This is a genomic window from Pseudoalteromonas sp. MT33b (genome assembly GCF_014117385.1).
In the GTDB taxonomy this organism is placed as follows: Bacteria; Pseudomonadota; Gammaproteobacteria; order Enterobacterales; family Alteromonadaceae; genus Pseudoalteromonas; species Pseudoalteromonas lipolytica.
Window position 1 is genome coordinate 2,478,309 of sequence record NZ_CP059831.1, and the last position, 19,522, is coordinate 2,497,830.

The 19,522-nt window shown below is 41.2% G+C and carries 22 protein-coding genes; 12 read left to right on the forward strand and 10 right to left on the reverse strand.

Features of this window, described 5'->3' with window-relative positions:
- Position 1: 1 nt before the first annotated feature.
- Positions 2 to 910, forward strand: a complete 909-nt coding sequence (locus H3302_RS11240; protein WP_065978607.1) for an alpha/beta fold hydrolase — start codon at positions 2 to 4, stop codon at positions 908 to 910.
- A 47-nt stretch (positions 911 to 957) separates the two neighbouring features.
- Here the strand turns inward: H3302_RS11240 and H3302_RS11245 are convergent, their stop codons facing one another.
- The 3 genes from H3302_RS11245 to H3302_RS11255 all read right to left on the reverse strand — a co-directional run bounded on the left by H3302_RS11245 (position 958) and on the right by H3302_RS11255 (position 4,722).
- Positions 958 to 2,325: an alkaline phosphatase PhoX gene (locus H3302_RS11245; RefSeq protein WP_182395245.1), complete on the reverse strand. Its 1,368-nt coding sequence runs from the start codon at positions 2,323 to 2,325 to the stop codon at positions 958 to 960.
- Positions 2,326 to 2,650: 325 nt separating this feature from the next.
- Positions 2,651 to 3,769, reverse strand: a complete 1,119-nt coding sequence (locus tag H3302_RS11250) for a GGDEF domain-containing protein (RefSeq protein ID WP_180311014.1) — start codon at positions 3,767 to 3,769, stop codon at positions 2,651 to 2,653.
- A 503-nt stretch (positions 3,770 to 4,272) separates the two neighbouring features.
- A complete protein-coding gene (locus H3302_RS11255) occupies positions 4,273 to 4,722 on the reverse strand; it encodes an Lrp/AsnC family transcriptional regulator (RefSeq protein WP_036969104.1) in 450 nt (149 codons plus the stop codon).
- A gap of 96 nt (positions 4,723 to 4,818) precedes the next feature.
- Between H3302_RS11255 and H3302_RS19995 the strand changes: the two genes are divergently transcribed.
- The 4 genes from H3302_RS19995 to H3302_RS11270 all read left to right on the forward strand — a co-directional run bounded on the left by H3302_RS19995 (position 4,819) and on the right by H3302_RS11270 (position 7,257).
- The gene (locus H3302_RS19995; protein WP_310735035.1) at positions 4,819 to 5,124 is read left to right on the forward strand and encodes a LysE family translocator; all 306 of its coding nucleotides are present in this window, start codon (positions 4,819 to 4,821) and stop codon (positions 5,122 to 5,124) included.
- Between the two features lie 43 nt (positions 5,125 to 5,167).
- Positions 5,168 to 5,410 carry a hypothetical protein gene (locus H3302_RS20000; RefSeq protein ID WP_310735036.1) on the forward strand — a complete coding sequence of 81 codons (243 nt, stop codon included), beginning with the start codon at positions 5,168 to 5,170 and terminating at the stop codon, positions 5,408 to 5,410.
- A 121-nt stretch (positions 5,411 to 5,531) separates the two neighbouring features.
- The gene (locus tag H3302_RS11265) at positions 5,532 to 6,293 is read left to right on the forward strand and encodes a hypothetical protein (protein WP_182395247.1); all 762 of its coding nucleotides are present in this window, start codon (positions 5,532 to 5,534) and stop codon (positions 6,291 to 6,293) included.
- A 49-nt stretch (positions 6,294 to 6,342) separates the two neighbouring features.
- Positions 6,343 to 7,257, forward strand: a complete 915-nt coding sequence (locus H3302_RS11270) for a surface lipoprotein assembly modifier (RefSeq protein WP_182395249.1) — start codon at positions 6,343 to 6,345, stop codon at positions 7,255 to 7,257.
- A gap of 3 nt (positions 7,258 to 7,260) precedes the next feature.
- Here H3302_RS11270 and H3302_RS11275 read toward each other — a convergent pair whose 3' ends face one another.
- Positions 7,261 to 8,550: a S8 family serine peptidase gene (locus H3302_RS11275; RefSeq protein ID WP_182395252.1), complete on the reverse strand. Its 1,290-nt coding sequence runs from the start codon at positions 8,548 to 8,550 to the stop codon at positions 7,261 to 7,263.
- A gap of 174 nt (positions 8,551 to 8,724) precedes the next feature.
- Between H3302_RS11275 and H3302_RS11280 the strand changes: the two genes are divergently transcribed.
- The 4 genes from H3302_RS11280 to H3302_RS11295 all read left to right on the forward strand — a co-directional run bounded on the left by H3302_RS11280 (position 8,725) and on the right by H3302_RS11295 (position 11,615).
- Positions 8,725 to 9,216, forward strand: a complete 492-nt coding sequence (locus H3302_RS11280) for an RNA polymerase sigma factor (protein WP_065978614.1) — start codon at positions 8,725 to 8,727, stop codon at positions 9,214 to 9,216.
- Positions 9,216 to 9,911, forward strand: a complete 696-nt coding sequence (locus H3302_RS11285) for a hypothetical protein (RefSeq protein WP_182395254.1) — start codon at positions 9,216 to 9,218, stop codon at positions 9,909 to 9,911. The genes H3302_RS11280 and H3302_RS11285 overlap by 1 nt, the downstream gene beginning before the upstream one ends.
- An 11-nt stretch (positions 9,912 to 9,922) precedes the next feature.
- The gene (locus H3302_RS11290; protein WP_180311016.1) at positions 9,923 to 10,399 is read left to right on the forward strand and encodes a CC0125/CC1285 family lipoprotein; all 477 of its coding nucleotides are present in this window, start codon (positions 9,923 to 9,925) and stop codon (positions 10,397 to 10,399) included.
- Between the two features lie 76 nt (positions 10,400 to 10,475).
- Positions 10,476 to 11,615: a GGDEF domain-containing protein gene (locus H3302_RS11295; RefSeq protein WP_065978617.1), complete on the forward strand. Its 1,140-nt coding sequence runs from the start codon at positions 10,476 to 10,478 to the stop codon at positions 11,613 to 11,615.
- Here H3302_RS11295 and H3302_RS11300 read toward each other — a convergent pair.
- Positions 11,612 to 12,133, reverse strand: a complete 522-nt coding sequence (locus H3302_RS11300; protein WP_182395256.1) for a cytochrome b — start codon at positions 12,131 to 12,133, stop codon at positions 11,612 to 11,614. The two genes, H3302_RS11295 and H3302_RS11300, sit on opposite strands and share 4 nt — an antisense overlap.
- Before the next feature lie 84 nt (positions 12,134 to 12,217).
- Entirely contained in the window at positions 12,218 to 13,033 is an 816-nt protein-coding gene (locus H3302_RS11305) for a LytTR family DNA-binding domain-containing protein (RefSeq protein WP_182395258.1), read from the reverse strand.
- A 218-nt stretch (positions 13,034 to 13,251) separates the two neighbouring features.
- Between H3302_RS11305 and H3302_RS11310 the strand changes: the two genes are divergently transcribed.
- On the forward strand, positions 13,252 to 13,671 hold the full coding sequence (locus tag H3302_RS11310) for an HPP family protein (RefSeq protein ID WP_036966736.1): 420 nt from the start codon (positions 13,252 to 13,254) through the stop codon (positions 13,669 to 13,671).
- A 247-nt stretch (positions 13,672 to 13,918) separates the two neighbouring features.
- The gene (gene dps / locus H3302_RS11315) at positions 13,919 to 14,437 is read left to right on the forward strand and encodes a DNA starvation/stationary phase protection protein Dps (protein ID WP_036966733.1); all 519 of its coding nucleotides are present in this window, start codon (positions 13,919 to 13,921) and stop codon (positions 14,435 to 14,437) included.
- A gap of 67 nt (positions 14,438 to 14,504) precedes the next feature.
- On the opposite strand, the gene corA is transcribed toward dps, so the two are convergent.
- Both corA and H3302_RS11325 read right to left on the reverse strand, forming a co-directional pair.
- Positions 14,505 to 15,461 (reverse strand): magnesium/cobalt transporter CorA, encoded by a 957-nt coding sequence (gene corA / locus H3302_RS11320; protein ID WP_065978620.1) that lies wholly within the window; start codon positions 15,459 to 15,461, stop codon positions 14,505 to 14,507.
- Positions 15,462 to 15,754: 293 nt separating this feature from the next.
- Positions 15,755 to 16,141, reverse strand: coding sequence for a hypothetical protein (locus tag H3302_RS11325; protein ID WP_051501730.1), 387 nt, complete (start codon positions 16,139 to 16,141; stop codon positions 15,755 to 15,757).
- Positions 16,142 to 16,521: 380 nt separating this feature from the next.
- Between H3302_RS11325 and H3302_RS11330 the strand changes: the two genes are divergently transcribed.
- On the forward strand, positions 16,522 to 18,792 hold the full coding sequence (locus H3302_RS11330) for a TonB-dependent receptor (protein WP_182395260.1): 2,271 nt from the start codon (positions 16,522 to 16,524) through the stop codon (positions 18,790 to 18,792).
- A gap of 65 nt (positions 18,793 to 18,857) precedes the next feature.
- Here the strand turns inward: H3302_RS11330 and H3302_RS11335 are convergent, their stop codons facing one another.
- Positions 18,858 to 19,088 carry a hypothetical protein gene (locus H3302_RS11335; RefSeq protein ID WP_182395262.1) on the reverse strand — a complete coding sequence of 77 codons (231 nt, stop codon included), beginning with the start codon at positions 19,086 to 19,088 and terminating at the stop codon, positions 18,858 to 18,860.
- 95 nt (positions 19,089 to 19,183) lie between these two features.
- Positions 19,184 to 19,432, reverse strand: coding sequence for a hypothetical protein (locus tag H3302_RS11340; protein WP_036966721.1), 249 nt, complete (start codon positions 19,430 to 19,432; stop codon positions 19,184 to 19,186).
- Between the last annotated feature and the right edge of the window lie 90 nt (positions 19,433 to 19,522).

Sequence of the window (19,522 nt, forward strand, 5' to 3'; positions counted from 1 at the left end):
AATGGAAAATATTCTCACAGCCAGCGGTATATCTATTAGTTACCAAGATAAAGGTGACCTTGATGCACCTGTGATCATATTGATTATTGGCTTAGGCGCACAATTTACCGTGTGGCCAGAGGCCTTGTATAGTGGTTTAGTAGAAAAAGGGTTTAGAGTAATTCGCTTTGATAATCGCGATGCAGGGCTGTCATCATCGCTCGATGAATTAGGCAAACCAAGCCTTATAAAACATTGGCTGAGCCGCCGTTTACCGCTACGCACCCACCTCCCCTATTCATTAGATGACATGGCCCGTGATGTAAAAGAGTTGATGAATGCACTTTCTATCAAACAAGCGCATTTAGTGGGGGCATCAATGGGGGGCATGATTGCACAAATAGCTGCTGCAAAATACAAAAAGCGCGTACTCAGTTTAACCACCATTATGTCGAGTAGTTCACCTTGGTCGTTTTCAGGCTCGAACATTAATTTACTCATAAAACTAGCTAAAATACAGCCACGAAACCGAACTAAAGAAGCCGAAATAAAATACAACGTACGCCTTAATCAATTAATTGGCAGCCCTGCTTACCCGCAAGATGAATGCGCTTTGTATGAAAACGCAAACCGTTATAGTAAGCGTGCCGCTCATAATCAACAGGGTTTCAAACGCCAACTAGCAGCCATTGCAGCAACCCCTTATCGCGAAAAACTATTGAAAAAAATTAAAGCCCCGACCTTGATTATTCACGGCAGTGCCGACCCTGTCATCCCTCTTGAAGCTGGCATTAATACCGCACTTATAATCAAACGCAGTAAATTAAAAGTGGTGCCCGGCATGGGGCATGATTTTCCACCCGCTTTAATGAAAAAGATGACTAAATGGATAGCAAAGCATGCCCGTAGAGCATCAAAAAAGCTCCGTTAAATAACGCATACTCATTACGAATGAAAAACGTTATGAGCGCGCTTTAATCAACCACTAAACTGATGCCAAGGACCTGTTATGGCGAGTGTTTTTGCTGGTGAGTAAACATTTACAAACAAGGTACTGCCATCGGGCGAAAAACAGGCTCCAGCAAGTTCTGTTTGCGCAACCAAACGCGCAAAATTATAAACCTGTCCTTCAGGAGTCACACCACGTAAGTGATTATCAACCACATCGGTGTATTGATCTTCACAAACAATTAAATGGCCATTTGGTGACACTGTTAAGTTATCGCCAAAGTTATAGAGTGTTTTGCTGGTACTCTCAACAAACAACGATATCTTGCCAGGTTGCTCAGCTTCTTTATTAGTGCCTTCAAATTCTGATGGCTGGTATTTCATTACCTGACCAAGTTGCTTTTTACCGCCATTAGTACAACAAAAATAAAGCTCTTTATCACCCCAGTGAATGCCTTCACCTCGCGCAAACAAAGCAGCGCCTTGCTTAAAGCCACGTAAGCGTAAGTCATCTTTCGGGCTTTCTGGGTTATCTAAGTCAATCCACTCAACATCCAACTCTTGATGCAGTGGCATGGTCTTACTATGCCAGTTACGGCTATCGAACTGTGGTTTCCCTTTAACGACCATTGCTTGTAATTGGCCGCCTTTGTGCAGCTTGCCATATTCGTTAGGAATGAAACGGTAAAAAACGCTGTCACCCTTATCTTCGGTTAAATACACAATACCAGTGCGAGGGTCGACAGCGGCCGCTTCATGATTAAAGCGTCCCATGGCTTTCAATGGCTCAGGTTTAATGAGGCCTTTACTATTGGCAGGCACCTCAAAAATATAACCATGATCTTGATTGAATCCATCGGCTTTGGTGTCGGTTGTTTCTTCACAAGTCAGCCACGAGCCCCAAGGCGTAATACCACCAGAACAGTTACGAATAGTGCCCACTAACGAAAGATACTCTTGCTCTTTTTGATGGGTTTTTAAATTATAAATAATGTGGCTAGTACCACCAGGAAGTGCGACACCTTCGCGGTTAGTATCGAAGGCGAATGGTGTTTTATGCTGTGCGATACTGGTTTCGGCTTTAGTTAAATCTGTTGGTTTTAATTCGTGGTTACGCACCAAAGCAACACGGTCATTGCCAAGGGCAAGACAGCCCATACCATCGGCTTTGTCGGGAACAGTGAAGCCATCTGACATTTTCTCACCTAAGCTCGAAATAATCTGATAACTAAAACCTGCGGGTAAATCTAATAGCGCATCAGGGTCAGACAATAAAGGACCAAACCCTTTGATCGTTGTTTGCAAATCATTAAGCGACACTTTGCCAATGGCACTTTTTGATAACCCTAAAAAGGCTAACGTACCCGCCCCTACCAAAAATTCTCGACGTGAAACCATGCTAACTCCAAGCTGAAACCAGCTTTATCATACAAATAAAAAGAGCATTATAAAGCAAAGAAATCATAAAAAGTTACAGTATCACAATCTTCACGAAAATGTCATAAAGCACCTAATAACGACGCTTTAACCACTACGAGTTGTTGATTAGGCACAATAAAATTAAATAACGGTGATATTCCAAACTGCAAAACTAACCATTCACATAACCAGACTAGCCATTTTATGAATGCGCTTAAAAGTCATCATCACAGTATTGTGAAAAGTTAATGTTCTCTCTAGTGGAGTGTTTCAAACTCGGAATAAGCAATTATTTTCGAGATGCTTATATTTTTGCTAAGTCGCCACAACTCGTTACTTGATTACGACCTTGATGCTTTGAACGATACAACGCATCATCTGCACGTTTTAGTACTGTTTGCCAACTTGTTTCTTGTGGGTTCAACATTGCAACTCCGACACTTACTGTCAGATACACAGTTTCATCGTCTAAAATAAGCGGTGTTTTTGCAACAGATTTTCGAATACGCTGTGCCAATAATTCAACGTCTTGGCCGCTTATGTGGCTCACTAACACAGCAAACTCTTCGCCTCCTAAGCGAAAATATTGGTCATATTCCCTGAGTTGCTGTTTAGCAATTGCGGTTACATGTGCGATAGCTTTATCGCCAAGTATATGTCCAAACTGATCGTTCACTGATTTAAAGTGGTCAATATCAAACACTATAAAGGCTAACTGGGTGTCATTGCGTATACATCGCTTTAGCTCTTTATTAGCAAATACCTCAAGCGCTTTACGGTTATACCACCCTGTTAAATGATCCGTTAAAGAATACTCTCTTAACGCGAGTTCTTTACGCCAAGTCACCACAACAGAAAATGCTATCGTCAGTAAAAAGTAAAAAGCGATAACCGCTAAACTACCTATGTTTAAAAGTTGATGCTTTTCAATCCATGGCGTATTTTCAATACCTGTCAGTAACAAATAGCCTCTAAATAACTGTTGCGCCGAGAAAATAAACAACAAAATAATGAGCAAGTAATACGCTTTACCCGCCTCTTCTTTTCGGTGCTTCCAAAGTGCTAGCATCGCCGAAATATCAAGTGCAGCAATCATCGGATACAAAACAACAATACGCAGTTCAATTGACTCATTCATTGCTGGCACAAAATGCATAACAAAAATGCCAACAAAAACGATCAGCACAACCCCCCACATCGAACGATTATATAAGCATTTAGATACGCCACTGAAAAGCGCTGCATGCCCAGCTAAATAGCAAGCATTCGCAAAAGCAGGATGGAAAAACGAAGGAAAATCGACATTAGTCGCGAGAATACCCGATAAATTGGAAGCGAAAAATAATGCACCACACACCAGCCAATCAATTAAATAACTTTCGTTACGACTCGCAATGTACAAAGCAGCCATTGTTAACATCATTATAAAGCTAACCAGTGCCGTACAAACGAGCAATGTGTGGAGATCCATTCTTATTATTATCCCTTAATTAGAATTAGGGGGTGGATAATAAACCAACAATTAAGGCAAGTTCAATAGCCAAACTTAGAATATAATCCTCGAATTGACTATTATTTGTTCTATAGCGTAAAGATATAAAATTGAATATATTTTTCCATAACTTAAAAATAACTTGTTATTTTTACCTATAGACAAAAGCCCTCTCATAAAAACCGCCTCTAAAAAAACAGCAACTTTACATTTAACACATTGAAAAAAATGAGTTTAGAAAGTAACGCCATGCTGTATCGGCCAAAAAATGCCTAACAAAACAGGGGATTTCTGGACTTTATAAGTAACCTTATTTAACAGGTACATTCTCAACGTATTGATTAAACGTATGAGCAGTCTGCTGTATTCATAGAGTGATTAACATGATTATTAAAATGCTTAAGAGTCATTTATCACTCTTTTAATCTCTCCTATTATGCTCGCTCATCTTTAGGAGACCCCATCACCACATGTGACGTAATGGTTCTTACCTGAGGAATTGAACCGAGCACATCAGCATGAAATGCTTTATATGATTTTAAATCTGCCGTTTCTACCCGCAGTAAATATTCAAACGCACCGGTCACGTTATGACACTCTTTAACTTCATCAATAAACGCGAGTGCTTGCTCAAATGCGAGCTGCGAGCTTGTTGAGTGGTCGTTTAAACCCACGCCTACATAAGCGATAAAACCTAAACCAACAGCGTGATGATTAATCACTGCGCGGTACCCCGAAATCACCCCGAGCCGCTCAAGTTCTTGAACCCTTCTTAGGCATGCCGATGGCGACAACCCCACTTTCTCTGCCAGCTCAGTATTTGCTAAACGGCCATCACGCCTTAACTCATGCAATATTCTGTCGTTAATTCTATCTTTCTTCATTTTAAATTGTGATTTCAAACTACCAAAAACAACATTAAGCGCGATAATTGCGTGCATTTCAATCTATAATTGCAACTTAACAAACAGGGAGAGACTATGATGAGTTTTGAGATGATGACAGCACTGGCGTTATTCGCCCTCGTTTCGTCAATTACCCCTGGGCCCAATAACTTAATATTGATGAGCTCAGGTGCCAATTTTGGTTTTAAAAGGACCACACCGCATATGTTTGGTGTAACGTTAGGCTTTATGTTGATGCTATTTTTAGTTGGCCTCGGCATTATGCAGCTGTTTGACTTATTTCCGCTAAGCTACCTCATTCTAAAAGTGTTTTGTGTTGTTTATTTGTTATATCTCGCTTATAAAATAGCCACCAGCAACGGACAACAACACACAAAATAAAGGTAAGCCTTTTACTTTTATTCAAGCGGCCCTTTTCCAATGGGTGAACCCTAAAGCATGGGCAATGGCGCTTAGTGCGATAAGCTTATACGCTCCAAACAAAAACGTATCAGCGGTATTAATTGTCAGTGCCGTATTTGGTTTAATTAATTTACCTTGCGTGAGCTCGTGGACCTTAGTAGGCGAAAAACTACAACACTGGCTTTCAAGCCCCACTCGTTTAAAACTATTTAACTACTTAATGGCACTACTTTTAGTCGTGTCGGTCTTGTTTAGTTTGCTTTAGTAACGGGCCTTATTTAAAAATGAGACCAAAATTACAATTTTAGCATCTGCTAAAAAATTGGGAATAAATATCTCGTCTGTTCGTTACCTCTATGTCAATTCGTAAAAAAGAGGACGAGACAATGACTCACTTTAAACAAACTTTAATCGCAATGTGTGTAGTAACTTCAGCAGGTTTAACAACGGCGAGCTACGCAGCAGATGTGCAATTATCGGTATCAACCGACCAACAAGCTTCAAGTAATATGCAAACATCTCTTGCACCGGCTAATGCAAGCCAAACAAGCACGACATCATTGATGCAAAATAGCCAAGTTTCAGGCTCTGCGACAACTCAAAACTCAGCCACAGAAACAAACACGACTACGAGCAACAGTGCACAAACCAGTACTGAAACAGACACAACAAACACGGCTCAAAATGCAGAACAAACGCCCACTGCAACTACCGCAAGCTCACTTAATAGCATTAATGAGTCTGCAAACTCAGTGAATGTAACAGCGATATCAAACCAAGCAGGTGCAACTATTGATAACAGCATATCGATGGTTAATGCAATGACCACAAGTAATGCGATTAACCCTACTGCACTGACCTTGCAAAATCAGTTAGATCAGCAAACAAGTTCATTAACTCAAGCGAACATAACCGAGCTCCCACTGCTTGATGTGAACCAAGTATCTGCTATTAGCAACAACCTACAATCAAGCCTGTCAGGGAATGTGCAACAAGTCGCTATCGACTCTGTGCAAAGTAGTGTTGAGCAAACGGTAACTTCTACAGTGAGTAATAGTGTCAGCCAACAAGTTGCTGATCAAGTCACCGCGACCACAACAACAGAAGTGGTTAACAGTATCCAAAATAGCCTTAATTTAGGCCTTTAAAGTCGTATTGTGCCGGGTTATTACCCGGCGCACTTTTAAGGAGGTCGCTATGCGTACACTAACAACACTTGCTGTAATGAGTGCAATGACGTTAAGCATTCATGCAACCGCAGCCGATGCAACGTTTAATACACATGCTCAGATTGGTTTAACGAGCAACTCAGATTTAGCAATAAAAGAGCTCGATGTCATTTCATCGCAAAGTGACACTGGCACCTTGCTGTCTGCGGGTCTAAGTGCAGAATTTAAAGCAACCGATGCGCTCAAGTTCACACCCAGTTATCGTTATGAAAACACCAATTACCATACCTTGGATCAATACGACTTATCGCTCCATCAATACGGGTTAGACACAAATTATAAGCTAACACACACTGACATTGGCTTTCGTTATGATGGTGCAACAGCCCAAGTGGCTAACAAAACATTTTTAACGCTCGACCAAGGAAGTCTTTACATAGGCCACTTTGTCAATAACACCACATATTTAAGAGCAGCATTGAAAGCGGGTGAAAAACAATTTACCACTCAACCTGCACGTGATGCACAAAGCCTTGGCCTTAACACCAGTCTTTTTTATTTTATAAATCAAGGTAATACCATGTTGCTACTGGGTGCGAGTCTCGACAAAGAAGAGGCAACTGAGCAACAATATGACTTTTCTGGCTGGACTTTAAATACGCGCGTTTCACACACGTTCACCGCTTTCGGCAACACAAATAAAGCGAGCATTGGTTGGCGATATCAAGATAAAGACTATCAAGAGAATCCAAACGATATGCTCACTGAGCCAACCCCATCACGTGATGAAAGCCGCCATATTTTAACCGCGCATTGGCAACTATCGCTGCTTGATTCGTTAAGTTTAATTACCGAGGCTGAGTATGGGGATTATCAATCTCAATTAGAGGCAAATACGTACACACAAAGCATTGCGTCCATTTCTTTGCGTGCTGAATTTTAAGCCTTAATAAGTGATTGAGCCATGCCCAAACACGCTATCTTTTCCGGGTTTTCCTCTATCGACTGCACGCTCAACTAACTTTTTATAGATAGAATGGGGTGTGTAATCGGAATTCGCCGCCAAACATGCCGCAGCCGCAGTCACCTGCGGCGCCGCCATTGAAGTCCCTGATTCAACCCCTGCACCACCGCCCGAGTTTAGTGTTAATACGTTGACACCTAAGGCTGCAAAATCAATGTAGTCACCTTTATTTGACCAACGGTATATTTGCCCATTTTTATCAACCGCACTCACTGCAATAACATTTTCATACGCCGCGGGATAAAGCGGCAATGCAGCGGGGCCATCATTACCGGCTGCTGCAACAAGAGTCACTTGCTGCGCAATTGTCGCCTTAATTGCTGCCGCTAAAATAGCATTATCTGGCCCAGTAAAACTCAGGTTAATCACTGGAACTTGCGCAGCCACCAGCCAATTTAAGGCATCAACAATAGCAGCCAATGTGGCACCCTGTGACAAGTCTGATTGACGATAAAAAACCGCCGCGCTGTATAACGTTGCTTGGTTTAATAATGGCGATAACTTGGCCGTTTTACCAATCATAACACCGGCGACCGCAGTGCCATGTAAGTCAGGTGATGCCACGGAATTGGGTAGAAATGACCGAGTCTCAATGGTGCTCCCCACAAAACCAGGGTGCGCCAAGTTAAGTGCGCTGTCGATCATGCCTACCCGCACAGGCAAGTCGCAAACGGGCAGGTTTTTATGTGTGTTAACACCTTGCAAAGGACCTTGCTGCGCTTGATAAATGTGATTACGTCCTAATAAGGCCGCATCATCTATCGACAAAAGACGTTGTAATTGAGCTTTTGAATCAAACTGTTCAGGCACCACAAATCGTAGTAAAACCATTCCCAAAGCATCGTATGATTGACGACTGACTATCTGTGCACCAATGTGCTCTAGCTTCGCTCTATGCTGCTCATTGGCTAACAAAATCCATTGTCGTTCGACGGCTCTAAAACCCTGCTCTGTTTCGATTTCTATGAATGCTGGTTTTCCTACCGTATTCAAAATGGCCAACCGGCTGGGTAATGCGCTTATATCAGTCGCAAGTTGTTGAATAGAATCAATGCTAGGCAATGCGCGACGTGGAATATCGAGCCTATCTTCAATACGTTCAATAGCTGGGTCTATCTGCTCTATAATAGGGCTGATCGGTTTTATAACCGTGGCATATAAATTACTCGACATGAGCAATAACGTGCCAAGGGCAACATCTTTTATTTTCATGTTACAGTCACTTCTCTTTTGACTAAGGTTAAAGGTATAACGTTTGAAATAAAAATAAATTGCATATTTAGGGAATAAAAACAGTTTCTACTCGTTATAGTAGTGCGTGTAGGCTGAATCATTCATGAGTCACTTAATTTATAAGGCCGCACGCCCTAACAAATAAGGGAAAACATGACTAATACACTAACCAGTTTATTACCTGCACTTAGGCGTTTTGCATTTTCGCTAACCGGCAACCAAGCTGATGCAGATGACGTTGTGCAAATTACCATCGAAAAGCTGTTGGTAAAAGGAATTCCTGACGATATTGAGCCACTAAAGTGGGCGTTTAAAGTATGCCGTAATGTATGGATTGATGAATATCGCTCGCAAAAAGTAAGGTTAAAAGCGGTTCAAAATACCGATTTACAAGAACCCACATGCGATGATGGGCAGCAACACCTGGCGACCTCGCAAACTCTTAAACGCGTCAACCACGCTTTAACTACCCTGCCCGATGAGCAGCGTGCAATCATCTCGTTAGTTGCAGTACAAGGCATGGCTTATAAAGACGTTGCACACACGCTAGATATTCCTGTTGGAACCGTTATGAGTAAGTTATCGCGAGCTCGAAGTGCCTTGTATCAATTAATAAAGCCTGACTTCACTAAGGAAAACGCCTAATGATTGACGACCAAACTCTCAGTGCCTTTTTAGACAATGAATTATCAGCGCAAGAAATGGAGCGAGTTCGCAGCGCCATAGCGCAAAATGAAGACCTTGCTATGCGCCTTGCCGAATTAAGCGAAGTTGATTTACTAGTGAAGCAACATGCTGAGCAAATTGATGCAATGCCACTGTCTAAATCGCTAGAAAAAACCCTTGGCAAGCAAACAAACGACACGGTTGTTTCACTGTCGAAGTGGCAAAAAATAAAACAAGCCAGCCGTAAGCAACTCGCTGTCGCAGCAGGTATTGCAGTGCTATTTACTGTGGGCGTTGCCAGTTTAACGCAACAACAGCAATTAAATATTGAACAGCCCATAGCAAATGCATTAGAGCAGCAACTAAGCGGTGACAAAACAAATATAGATAGTGCACGCTCACTTACAGCACAATTAAGTTTTATTAATTCGACGGGGGACTTTTGTCGACAGTACACCCTTTACCAACAACAAACACAGCAGTCTCATATTGCCTGTAAAGAACACGGTACTTGGCAACTTAAAGTCTCTACTGAGCAAAAGCCCTATGATCAACAAACATATAGCCTCGCGAGTAACACGTCAGCGCTCGACACCTTTATCGATAATACAATTAAGGGGCAGCCGCTCGACCGCACTCTAGAACAGCAAGCACGCGAGAATAAGTGGCAATAGGCAAAATAACCATGAAGTTTTTAATCACACTATTAATAACCCTTATTCTCAGTGGCTGCAGCAGCACAGATCAGCATAATGACATTGATAATCATGTTGGACTGACAATTAAGCCGCTCGCAGAAAACCAATATGTGCTTCGCTATAAAAGTAATAGGCTATCAAAGCAAGGCGTGCTTGATGCTAGTTTGCATCACGCCGCCAAACTAACTCTAAAACAAGGTTACGACTGGTTCGTTGTCACCACGCAAGATACACACATATCGCACAACAATACAGCGCTTAACTCGCACAGACAAACTGCAACTTATACAACACGCTGTGGTTTACTTACCTGTTCAAGGCAAGCTTCACCTTACCCTAGTGAGTCGCCACCCCACATTGCAAAGCGTGAAATTACAACACAGTTAATCATTGTTTTGGGAAAGGGGATCAAACCCAGTATTGATGCAATAGATGCTTATTCACATATTCATCACCCTGAATAATCAGGGATATATCTCTTTCTCGCGGGGAAACTTTCTGTGCTACTCTTTACTAATACAGCGCATTTCAGTGTGACTCATGACTGGTAGCATCGAGAACTATTTTTATCACGGGTTCTATATTTTCTTAATGATCACCGTTATTACCTGCTCGGTTATTGCCACAAAATTAATGACCAGTGGGTTTAACAGTCGATCAATCTCACTATTTAACCTGTATTTCTATTTAGGAATGGCGGGCTTTTCGTGGTTATGGATACAGAATATTTTTGAGCTCACACCTGACTTTCGCTCAGGTGTCGCCATGTACGTGCTCTCTATTATGTTGCTTCAGTTAGCTATTTTTAATTACGACGAAAAGTCTCGCTTCAACCTGCAAGTAATAGCCTTTAGTCTCGTATGCGCCGTGTTTATATTTTTTATGAAAACCATAAACCAATTAGCTATCGCGCAGCTAAGTTATACATTTATAACTCTGCCCGTTCTTATTTATGTCAGTTTCAAACGCGCCATACTAAAAAGTAATATAGGCAATGGGGTACTCGCCACTGCCCTGTGTATTTTATTGATCATCGCAATAAGCCAATTAGCCATTGTAGTCTCTGGGAACCTAACTGTTGCGGTGCTTTATTCGCTAACGGTTGTTGGGCATGCCACTGTGTTTGTGATGATAGGACTAGGCCTCATAACAACGTTACTTATCGACGAGAAAAAACGTTACTTAGACCTTTCTTTAAAAGATCCCCTCACCAATTTATACAACCGCCGAGGGTTACAGTTTATACTTGAACAACAGCGTTTATTAACCTCAAAACACAACTCAAAACTGTATGCCAGCGTGGTAGATATAGACTACTTTAAACGTATCAATGATAGTTATGGCCATGAAGGGGGAGATCTCGTACTTGAAGTATTCTCTGAACTGTTAAATCACCATTTAGCCAAGCAAGACTTATGTTGCCGTTTGGGCGGAGAGGAATTCCTCATTCTGAGTTTTGAGCCCAGCGAAAATGCTGCTCAACAAAAGCTAGAGACGCTTCGGACTATTGTTGAAACCAGCGAAATTGTTTTTCATGAAAATAACATCACACTCACTGCCAGTTTCGGGCTAACCCGTTGGCAACAAGATGACACATTCGATAACCTAATTAACCGAGCAGATAAAGCGCTCTACTCGGCTAAAAATAAGGGCAGAAACCGGGTTGAAATAAACCTTTAAAGCATGGCTTTTAAAGTCATATCTTTATCAATAAAGTGATGCTTAAGTGCCGCTAAGATATGTAACGACAGCGCGGCTGATAATAAATAACCACACAAAATGTGAACTTGCCATCCTGCCTCACTTAACCAAGCAATAGAGGCAACCGCCTCGCCTGCCTCATTGTAGTTACTAGCAATGAGTTGCCACGAAAACAAGCCAATACCAAAGCCGCCAAACCCACTATAAAATGCGCCAGAAACAAGCATGATAGCTAATAAAGTTAACAGCCCCCAATGATAAACATGCAACCATTTGGTAAGGCGATTTTGCACAGCTGATTGAAACGGATTTCGTATTCGATAGATAATTCTGGCTACCCATAGCATCGCAATCATAACCGCTATCGACTTATGCCAGTGGTATAAGCTGTAATCGGTAACCCAGGTTATGTAGTAACCCATTACAATCACAGTCAAAACCAATAGCGCACTCAACCAGTGCAAGAACTTATGCGTAGTTTGCTTGGTGTTTTTCATTTAATTAATCCTTAAACAATGATTTTCATGTGTTCAAGAATAATGATTAACCTTATGATTTATATAGAACTGTGACGAAATCACCTATTTTGTGATGAATGAATCTTCGACGCTGAGCAAATCAGATACACGGGCTTTAAACGACTTACTCACTGGCACACTAAAACCTGCAGCCATCGTCAATTTTCGCTTATTGAGCGCTAGATTAAAATCAGCAATCTGGGCAACATTAACAATATAACTACGGTGTACTTGGCAAAATGTGTCAGACGGTAGTTCAGAATATAGATGTTTAATGGTATCTCGCTTTAAGTAACGATTCTCAACGGTCTGTATCTCTAAGTAATTACCTGCTGACTTTATAAAAACCACTGACGCTAACGGCAGCTTTTTAGCGACTCCTTTATGGTTCACTTCAATATAGTCAGTCTTTTCAAGATGCTCAGAGTGTTCAGGTCGGACCGTCGCAGGTGTTGACTCTGCTTGTACCGTGAAAACATGCCACAGTATTAATACTAGAGTGCTCGCAATGAAGTATTTTGGAAAAAGCTGAGTAACCGAGGCTGCGAGCGCATAACCATAAAAATCAAAATCTATTAAAATACGTAAGCTAATGATCAATGAGATGCTCATCAATAACATCGTAGGATAAAAGTAAATTCTACTTTTAACGCGCGCTTTTAAATTAAAAAATGCAACAACTCCTATGCTAAGCACGCATAAGCTTCCCCACTCTTTTAACCAAAATAATTGTGAATCAAAAAATTGGTAATGACCGCCACCAATATAGTGACGCCAAAAAAAGCAATAGGCATTGAATAACAGAAAAAAAGCAAACCACGCACCTGCTGCGCGCTGCCAAGGCTCAGTGAGATGCCGCCATAATTTATTTATTGCCATAACTTTCTCCTTTTAAGCTCTAAGAAAGTAGCAAATATACAGCCGTGTTAAAAAGTACTTTTAGTTATATTTAAAAAGCAATGAAAGTAACAATGGCAGGCTGTCACTGCTGATCTAAAAAATTTCATCGATCAATAAAACTTTGATCTGAACAAAGTGTATTCAGCCCAATTAAAGCTAAACTTATACCTTATTAATTACTTTGTAGGGAATAAACCATGACACACCTCGTCGCCGACTTAATGACTCCAGACCCATTTGCGATTAGTGCGCACAACACCTTGCATGATGCCCACAATTTAATGAAAGAAAAAAACATCCGCCACATTCCCGTTATTAACGAGCACGGTGGCTTAGTAGGCATGCTCACGCAGAAAATAATGATTGCCCAAGTAATGAACATTATGGCCAACTTTAGCGCCAGCGCACTCGAGCGAAAAGAAAAGCAAACCAAAGTAGCCGATATCATGGCAACCGATTTCACCAGTATTTCTGCAAAGCAGCCACTGCATGAGGTGGCTAAATTCTTTGTCGAGAATCGTCATGGTTGTATGCCCGTTGTCGACGAAGACAATAACCTAGTAGGTATTTTAACCTCGTCTGACTTTGTTCGTTTAGCAGCTGCATTGTTATCTTGATATATAAACGAGTAATTATTTCTACCACTGCACACTGAATTTTTTACATTCAGTGTGCAGAGTTTTCATAATGAGCTAAACCCGCAAACCTCACGGCACACCTCAAAATAAAAAACAAACAAATAAAAACAACAACTTATAAATATCATTAATTTTGGTACAACGCTTGCTCCTCTTTAAATAACTTCGCTTTCTGGTCATACAGAAAGCATCATGGAACAACTTTTTAAAGAAACTCGGAGGAGTAATGAGTAACACATCATCGAAAGTCGCAGAATTCACAGCACCCGGTGTTAATAACCAATCAGCCGCTGACACGATTGCTATTTTAGACCAACGTATGGTCGCTTTAATCGATTTACACCTCACTTTAAAACACATTCATTGGAATGTAGTCGGCCCTAACTTTATTGGTGTGCACGAAATGCTCGATCCACAAGTAAGTGCCGTACAAGAAATGACCGACACTATCGCAGAGCGTATTGCAACTATGGGTGGTGTGCCCGTAGGCACACCGCAATCGATTGTCGACCGTCGTAATTGGAAAGATTATTCAATTGGCAAAGGGCTCGTAACCGACCACTTGTCAGCCCTTGATAAAGTGTATAACGGGGTGAATAAAGATCACCGCCAAGCCATTGAAAAGTTAGCCGAGCTTGACCCTGTTTCTGAAGATATGATCACAGGTCAATTAGCAGACTTAGAGCAATTTCAGTGGTTTGTTCGTGCGCACATCGAATCGTCAACGGGCGAACTGAAAAGTTAAACCCTCCCTTCTATCCGAAGACCCCTTGCCCAGCATCTGCTGGGCTTTTTTATTCTTTAAAACAACGTTATAACCAGCCTTTGTGTTTAAAAAATAAATAAGGGGCAAAACCCGACAACAACATCACGCCAATCGCGAACGGGTATCCCCATGCCCAGTTAAGCTCAGGCATAGAGTTAAAGTTCATACCATAAATACTGGCAACCACGGTGGGAGGTAAAAACACCACTGAGGCGATTGAGAAAGTCTTAATTATTTGGTTTTGCTCAATATTAATAAAGCCCTGAGTCGAATCCATTAAAAAGTTCACCTTATCAAACAAAAAGGTGCAATGAGACATCAAGGTATCGATATCGAGGACAATTTCACGCAGAGACTCGCGGTCTTCGCTGGGCGCTCCCAAATTACGCAGTAAAAAAGAAATGTTTCGTCGCGTATCCATTAAACATAAACGTACTTTACCGTTGTTGTCCTCAAGGCGAGAAATTCGGCTCACTGCTTCCTCAAGATCTGAGTCATCCTCTTCGAGTACATACGCACTGAGTTTTTCGAGTTGATGATGCATATCTTCAAGCATATCTGCATGGTTTTCGACCTTTTGATCGAATAAAGTCACGAGTAATTGTTTAGGGTTATCACATGCCACTTGCCCTTTGCGAGCACGTAAACGCAATAAACGAAAATCGGCTAATTCATCATCGCGAATCGTTAGTAAGCAGTTATCTTGCAGTAAACATGCGACCGTCACCGTATTAAAACGCCCTTCGTTAGGCGACATAAACAATGCATGCACATGCAAGCCTTCGTGGTCGATAAAACACCGCGATGATGCTTCAATTTCGTCTACATCATCCGCCGCAGGAAGCGTAATATTTAATGTGCTTGCAAGTGCTTGGCGCTCTTCTTCACTTGGATTAATGGTGTCTATCCAATGCGCATTTTTAATAGCGGTTGCTAAAGGTGTATCGGGGGCTGGCTCAGTTTCGGTGATCACACCTTGGTTAATAGAAAAAAATCGTAACATACGCCCTGCCCTAATTAATCAAATTACTGAAATACTATAGTTGTTCGTCATAATGAACAATGCTCAATTTGTTAAGGCTAAAAAAAAGCCCCAACAAAGGGGCTTTAAACTTTATAATGGCAGTATTGCTATGCACCGAGCTGTTGCATTTGTTCTACTTCATTTTTATTTGTACTGACAAAGTCTTCTATATTATCGACGCCGTTCACTGTGGTATTTTATAAAAAGCGAATATCCTGATGGTATATTGAGCCAGTAAAAACTGGCATTAACAAAACTTGTCAGTATAAAGCTTAATAGCTACTTGATTGCATCGCAGGAAGTAAAATAGCTGCCACGATACCCAGTATAAATAAGCCACCAACAATCAGTACACCCCAAAATGACCATTGTTTTTGCACACGTTGGAAATGCTCAACACTGTCCCATCGTTTGTTTTGCCACGCCATCTCTCGGCCTTTAAAGCCCAAGTAAATAGACACAATAAAACCAATATAAGGAACTAAAGCTAATAGGCCTATCCACGTACTGTTGCCAATTGCCCAAATCCAGCTTAAAAAGAACGCTCCCCAACTAAACCCCTTTACGCCTTCTGGTAACTCGCCCACCTTACCTTGTCCTGAGTTATTCTCTGTGGGAATTTCAAGGCTTGCTTCAGGTGGTGTGTAATTATCTGTCATATGATTATCCTTATTTTAAGACAACTTATAGTAAAACTAATCGGCACTTTAATTTATAGTAATGACGATATTTTAAGCAAGCAAAAGTCGACTTAAATTAATAGCGACGTGGTGTGTTTTGTACCATTTATCTGATTCTCTGTGCTTTACTTAGAAGCATTGGCGAATCAATCGTGCCTTGAAAAAAGCACGTAGAAAATATCCATCAACAGTTTCTTAGCAAGGTTTTTCAGCGTCGCAGTGCTCCCTAGTAAGTGGAGCACTCTAACCGACCCTACTTAAGCCCACTTAAAAATTAAGTTAATAATGAACGTAATTGTTTGAACCGTATTTAGATACAGAATACAATTGTTATGATGTAACATAACAAAGAGAAAGTAATGAAATTTAAAATCTCCCTTTTATGCTTAGGTATCTCTTCATCTATGCACGCAAATGAAATCGAACACATAGAGATAAAAAGCGACATAAAAGACTATTCCCCCATAAACCAGGTTGCTGTAGGTAAGTCTGTATTGTCTGGTGATCTTTTAGAGCAACAAAAAGCAACAACATTGGGTGATACGCTTTCACAAATACCCAGTGTTAGTGCCAGTTTTTTCGGCTCTTCGGCAAGTCGGCCACAAATTCGTGGTCAAGGAGGCCAACGAGTACTGATCACCAGTAATGGCATGCCTATTCGTGATATGTCAGCTGTGAGCGACGATCAACTCATACCTATTGAGCCTTTTTTTGCAGAATCGATCACGGTACTTAAAGGCGCTCGTGCAACAATTCCTTTTGGTGGTGAAGCCATGGCTGGGATTGTTGATATAAATGATGGCCGTATTCCCTTACAACAAGGTATTGAAGAAGAAGACAAACTTGAAATTCAAACGGGCTACAATGCCCCGTCTTCTGTGCTTGGCACCGCAAGCGGTCAAGAACACGACTTTGCGTATAACGTTAACCTTCTTTATCGCGAGCAGAGTGATTATAAAGTTCCTCATACTAGCAAAGCAGCAGACTGCTCAAATTGGGACTCGCTGGTTTTAAATAGCCAACAGGTAAGCCAATGCCAAGTTTCTTTGGCAAGACCAACATGGGAGCATGATGGCACTCAGTTTGTTGATGTCACCCCTATTGAGCAGCAAATAATTACTCATCAACTCGCTAACTCTAAAAATAAAGTAGTCAATTCAAGTTATTACCAAACAAACTTAACTTTTGGTGGCAGTCAGCGATTTGACGATGAGCAGTTATTTGGCATGTCTGTGAATTACAACTCCGCAAATAGGGCAATACCGGGGTTTGTTCACATAGCCCGTCCAGCAGTGCATTCACACGATGCACAACAGACTGAACAGTCGGGAAATATTCGTATTTACTCATCTCAATATCGTATTGATGCACTTTACCAAAAACATTTTTCAGCTAATCCATACTTAAATGAGTTCAATATAAAAGCGGTGTACTCAAAACAGCTAGACGACGAAAATCTCGACGAGAGCAGCGTGAACACATTCGTTTTAAAAAACTGGCAACTTAGTCCAACGTTAAATTATCAATTTACAGAACAATTCGCTGGTGCATTCGGACTCGTTGTCGGTAGAAGTGAAAAACAAGGCAGTGGCAAAAACAATTACCTACCCGACATTAACGCTAAACGCCAAGGTGCATACATACTGCAAGATGCAGCACTTGGGCCTGTTTCGTTGCAAATTGGAGCACGCTACGAAAAAGTCAATTACACGCCAACTATTAACGACCACTATCAGCCCGGACGAGGTCAAGGAGCAGCCATAAAAGATAATGAGTTTGAGCTGTTTAATCATTCATTGTCTGCAAATTGGGATATTTCTTCGTTTTGGTATGTCGATGCAAGTACGACCCATGCCGAGCGCGCCCCCGGTATCAATGAACTGTATGCAAGTAACCCACATTACGCACTGTTAATTGAAGAGCAAGGTAATTCAAGCCTCGAAAAAGAAGTGAATAAAGCGCACGAAATTGGCACAGGTTTTCACTTCGACAACCTAAGCCTGACTGCGAGTTGGTACGAAAATAACTACGATAATTATATTTACCTAGGCAGCACAGGAGTATACAGAGGAGGTGTGTATGTTAAAGAATGGCGTCAAGCAGATACCTTAAATAAAGGCTTCGAAGTTGAGCTCAACTATACACTCAACACGCAAAATTTAGGCGATTTCACCTTTACTGCGTATGCTGACGAAACAAAAAACACACCGGTATATCAATTTGACGGAAGCTATGACCCTTTTACACCAGAGGCTTTTTTTAACCCTGATGAAGCCCAAGAGGCTGAGTATTTTCGCCGTCGACTCGAAGGAGATAGCATTCCTCGCACACCTGCCGACAGCTATGGCGCAGCAATTCATTGGCAATTTGAAAATATAAAAACCACGATTGATTACCAACACAGCAAAGCGCAAGAGCAGCTTGCAAAGTTTGAACACGCATCACCAAGCTACTACAGTATGGGCATGAACATGCGTTACGCAAATTCACTTTTGGGATTTGATAATGAGCTGTTTATAACTATAGACAACCTAACAAACCAAGAAATACGCCCACATCAAAGCTATTTACGATATTTAGCCCCGCAGCCAGGTCGCAGTATTGCCCTCGGTATACGCACCGCACTATAACAAAAAAGGGCCACGTATTTACACGTGGCCCTTATTAATTCGATTCAGAAAAATCTATTCAGCGATTATAGTCTCACTGTATTTGTGCTATTTCGTTGAATATCACGAATGCCATCTCGGCCTTCTTTTTCCATTGCTGCAATTTGTTCTGGAGTACGACAAACACGCTTAGGTATATTGCTACCCGTTGGCTTTTCCATTTTACAAATTAAACCATCATTACTTGCTTGTTCATCACTTGAACTCGCACAACCGGTCATTAACACGGCTAAAAAAGCAACACTTAAAAACTTCATATACTTCCCTTTTTTTAATTAATTTAGCGCTCGATAAGAACATATTATTATACTACAGGCATAAAAGCACAACATTATAGGTACAAAACCCGTTTTTAATGCGGTTTTTTCACGCCATATCGCACCATATCTTTACCATTCTCGTATACGTCATGACTAACATACCGACCCAGTAATAGTTGATGATTATCATCAAGAACAGCGACAAATGGGCGACCATCACTGTTATTTGTAGCCAAGGCGACCCCTGCTACATTTTCAAGGCCTAAGCCACCATTTTCGACAAGACGTAAAAATGTCTCTAATTCATCTAATGTTTCGATTACATCATTATCATTAATCATCTTAAACACTCAGTGATTGCTAATAAAGCTAGCATAACAGGATTAAAAATCGGGTGCGAATGACTGTAGACAAATAACATTCAAAAAGGA

Coding starts and splice junctions, on each gene's coding strand:
- H3302_RS11240 (WP_065978607.1), top strand. CDS start 2: ATGGAAAATATTCTCACAGCCAGCGGTATATCTATTAGTTACCAAGAT.
- H3302_RS11245 (WP_182395245.1), bottom strand. CDS start 2,325: ATGGTTTCACGTCGAGAATTTTTGGTAGGGGCGGGTACGTTAGCCTTT.
- H3302_RS11250 (WP_180311014.1), bottom strand. CDS start 3,769: ATGATGTTAACAATGGCTGCTTTGTACATTGCGAGTCGTAACGAAAGT.
- H3302_RS11255 (WP_036969104.1), bottom strand. CDS start 4,722: ATGAAGAAAGATAGAATTAACGACAGAATATTGCATGAGTTAAGGCGT.
- H3302_RS19995 (WP_310735035.1), top strand. CDS start 4,819: ATGATGAGTTTTGAGATGATGACAGCACTGGCGTTATTCGCCCTCGTT.
- H3302_RS11265 (WP_182395247.1), top strand. CDS start 5,532: ATGACTCACTTTAAACAAACTTTAATCGCAATGTGTGTAGTAACTTCA.
- H3302_RS11270 (WP_182395249.1), top strand. CDS start 6,343: ATGCGTACACTAACAACACTTGCTGTAATGAGTGCAATGACGTTAAGC.
- H3302_RS11275 (WP_182395252.1), bottom strand. CDS start 8,550: ATGAAAATAAAAGATGTTGCCCTTGGCACGTTATTGCTCATGTCGAGT.
- H3302_RS11280 (WP_065978614.1), top strand. CDS start 8,725: ATGACTAATACACTAACCAGTTTATTACCTGCACTTAGGCGTTTTGCA.
- H3302_RS11285 (WP_182395254.1), top strand. CDS start 9,216: ATGATTGACGACCAAACTCTCAGTGCCTTTTTAGACAATGAATTATCA.
- H3302_RS11290 (WP_180311016.1), top strand. CDS start 9,923: ATGAAGTTTTTAATCACACTATTAATAACCCTTATTCTCAGTGGCTGC.
- H3302_RS11295 (WP_065978617.1), top strand. CDS start 10,476: ATGACTGGTAGCATCGAGAACTATTTTTATCACGGGTTCTATATTTTC.
- H3302_RS11300 (WP_182395256.1), bottom strand. CDS start 12,133: ATGAAAAACACCAAGCAAACTACGCATAAGTTCTTGCACTGGTTGAGT.
- H3302_RS11305 (WP_182395258.1), bottom strand. CDS start 13,033: ATGGCAATAAATAAATTATGGCGGCATCTCACTGAGCCTTGGCAGCGC.
- H3302_RS11310 (WP_036966736.1), top strand. CDS start 13,252: ATGACACACCTCGTCGCCGACTTAATGACTCCAGACCCATTTGCGATT.
- dps (WP_036966733.1), top strand. CDS start 13,919: ATGAGTAACACATCATCGAAAGTCGCAGAATTCACAGCACCCGGTGTT.
- corA (WP_065978620.1), bottom strand. CDS start 15,461: ATGTTACGATTTTTTTCTATTAACCAAGGTGTGATCACCGAAACTGAG.
- H3302_RS11325 (WP_051501730.1), bottom strand. CDS start 16,141: ATGACAGATAATTACACACCACCTGAAGCAAGCCTTGAAATTCCCACA.
- H3302_RS11330 (WP_182395260.1), top strand. CDS start 16,522: ATGAAATTTAAAATCTCCCTTTTATGCTTAGGTATCTCTTCATCTATG.
- H3302_RS11335 (WP_182395262.1), bottom strand. CDS start 19,088: ATGAAGTTTTTAAGTGTTGCTTTTTTAGCCGTGTTAATGACCGGTTGT.
- H3302_RS11340 (WP_036966721.1), bottom strand. CDS start 19,432: ATGATTAATGATAATGATGTAATCGAAACATTAGATGAATTAGAGACA.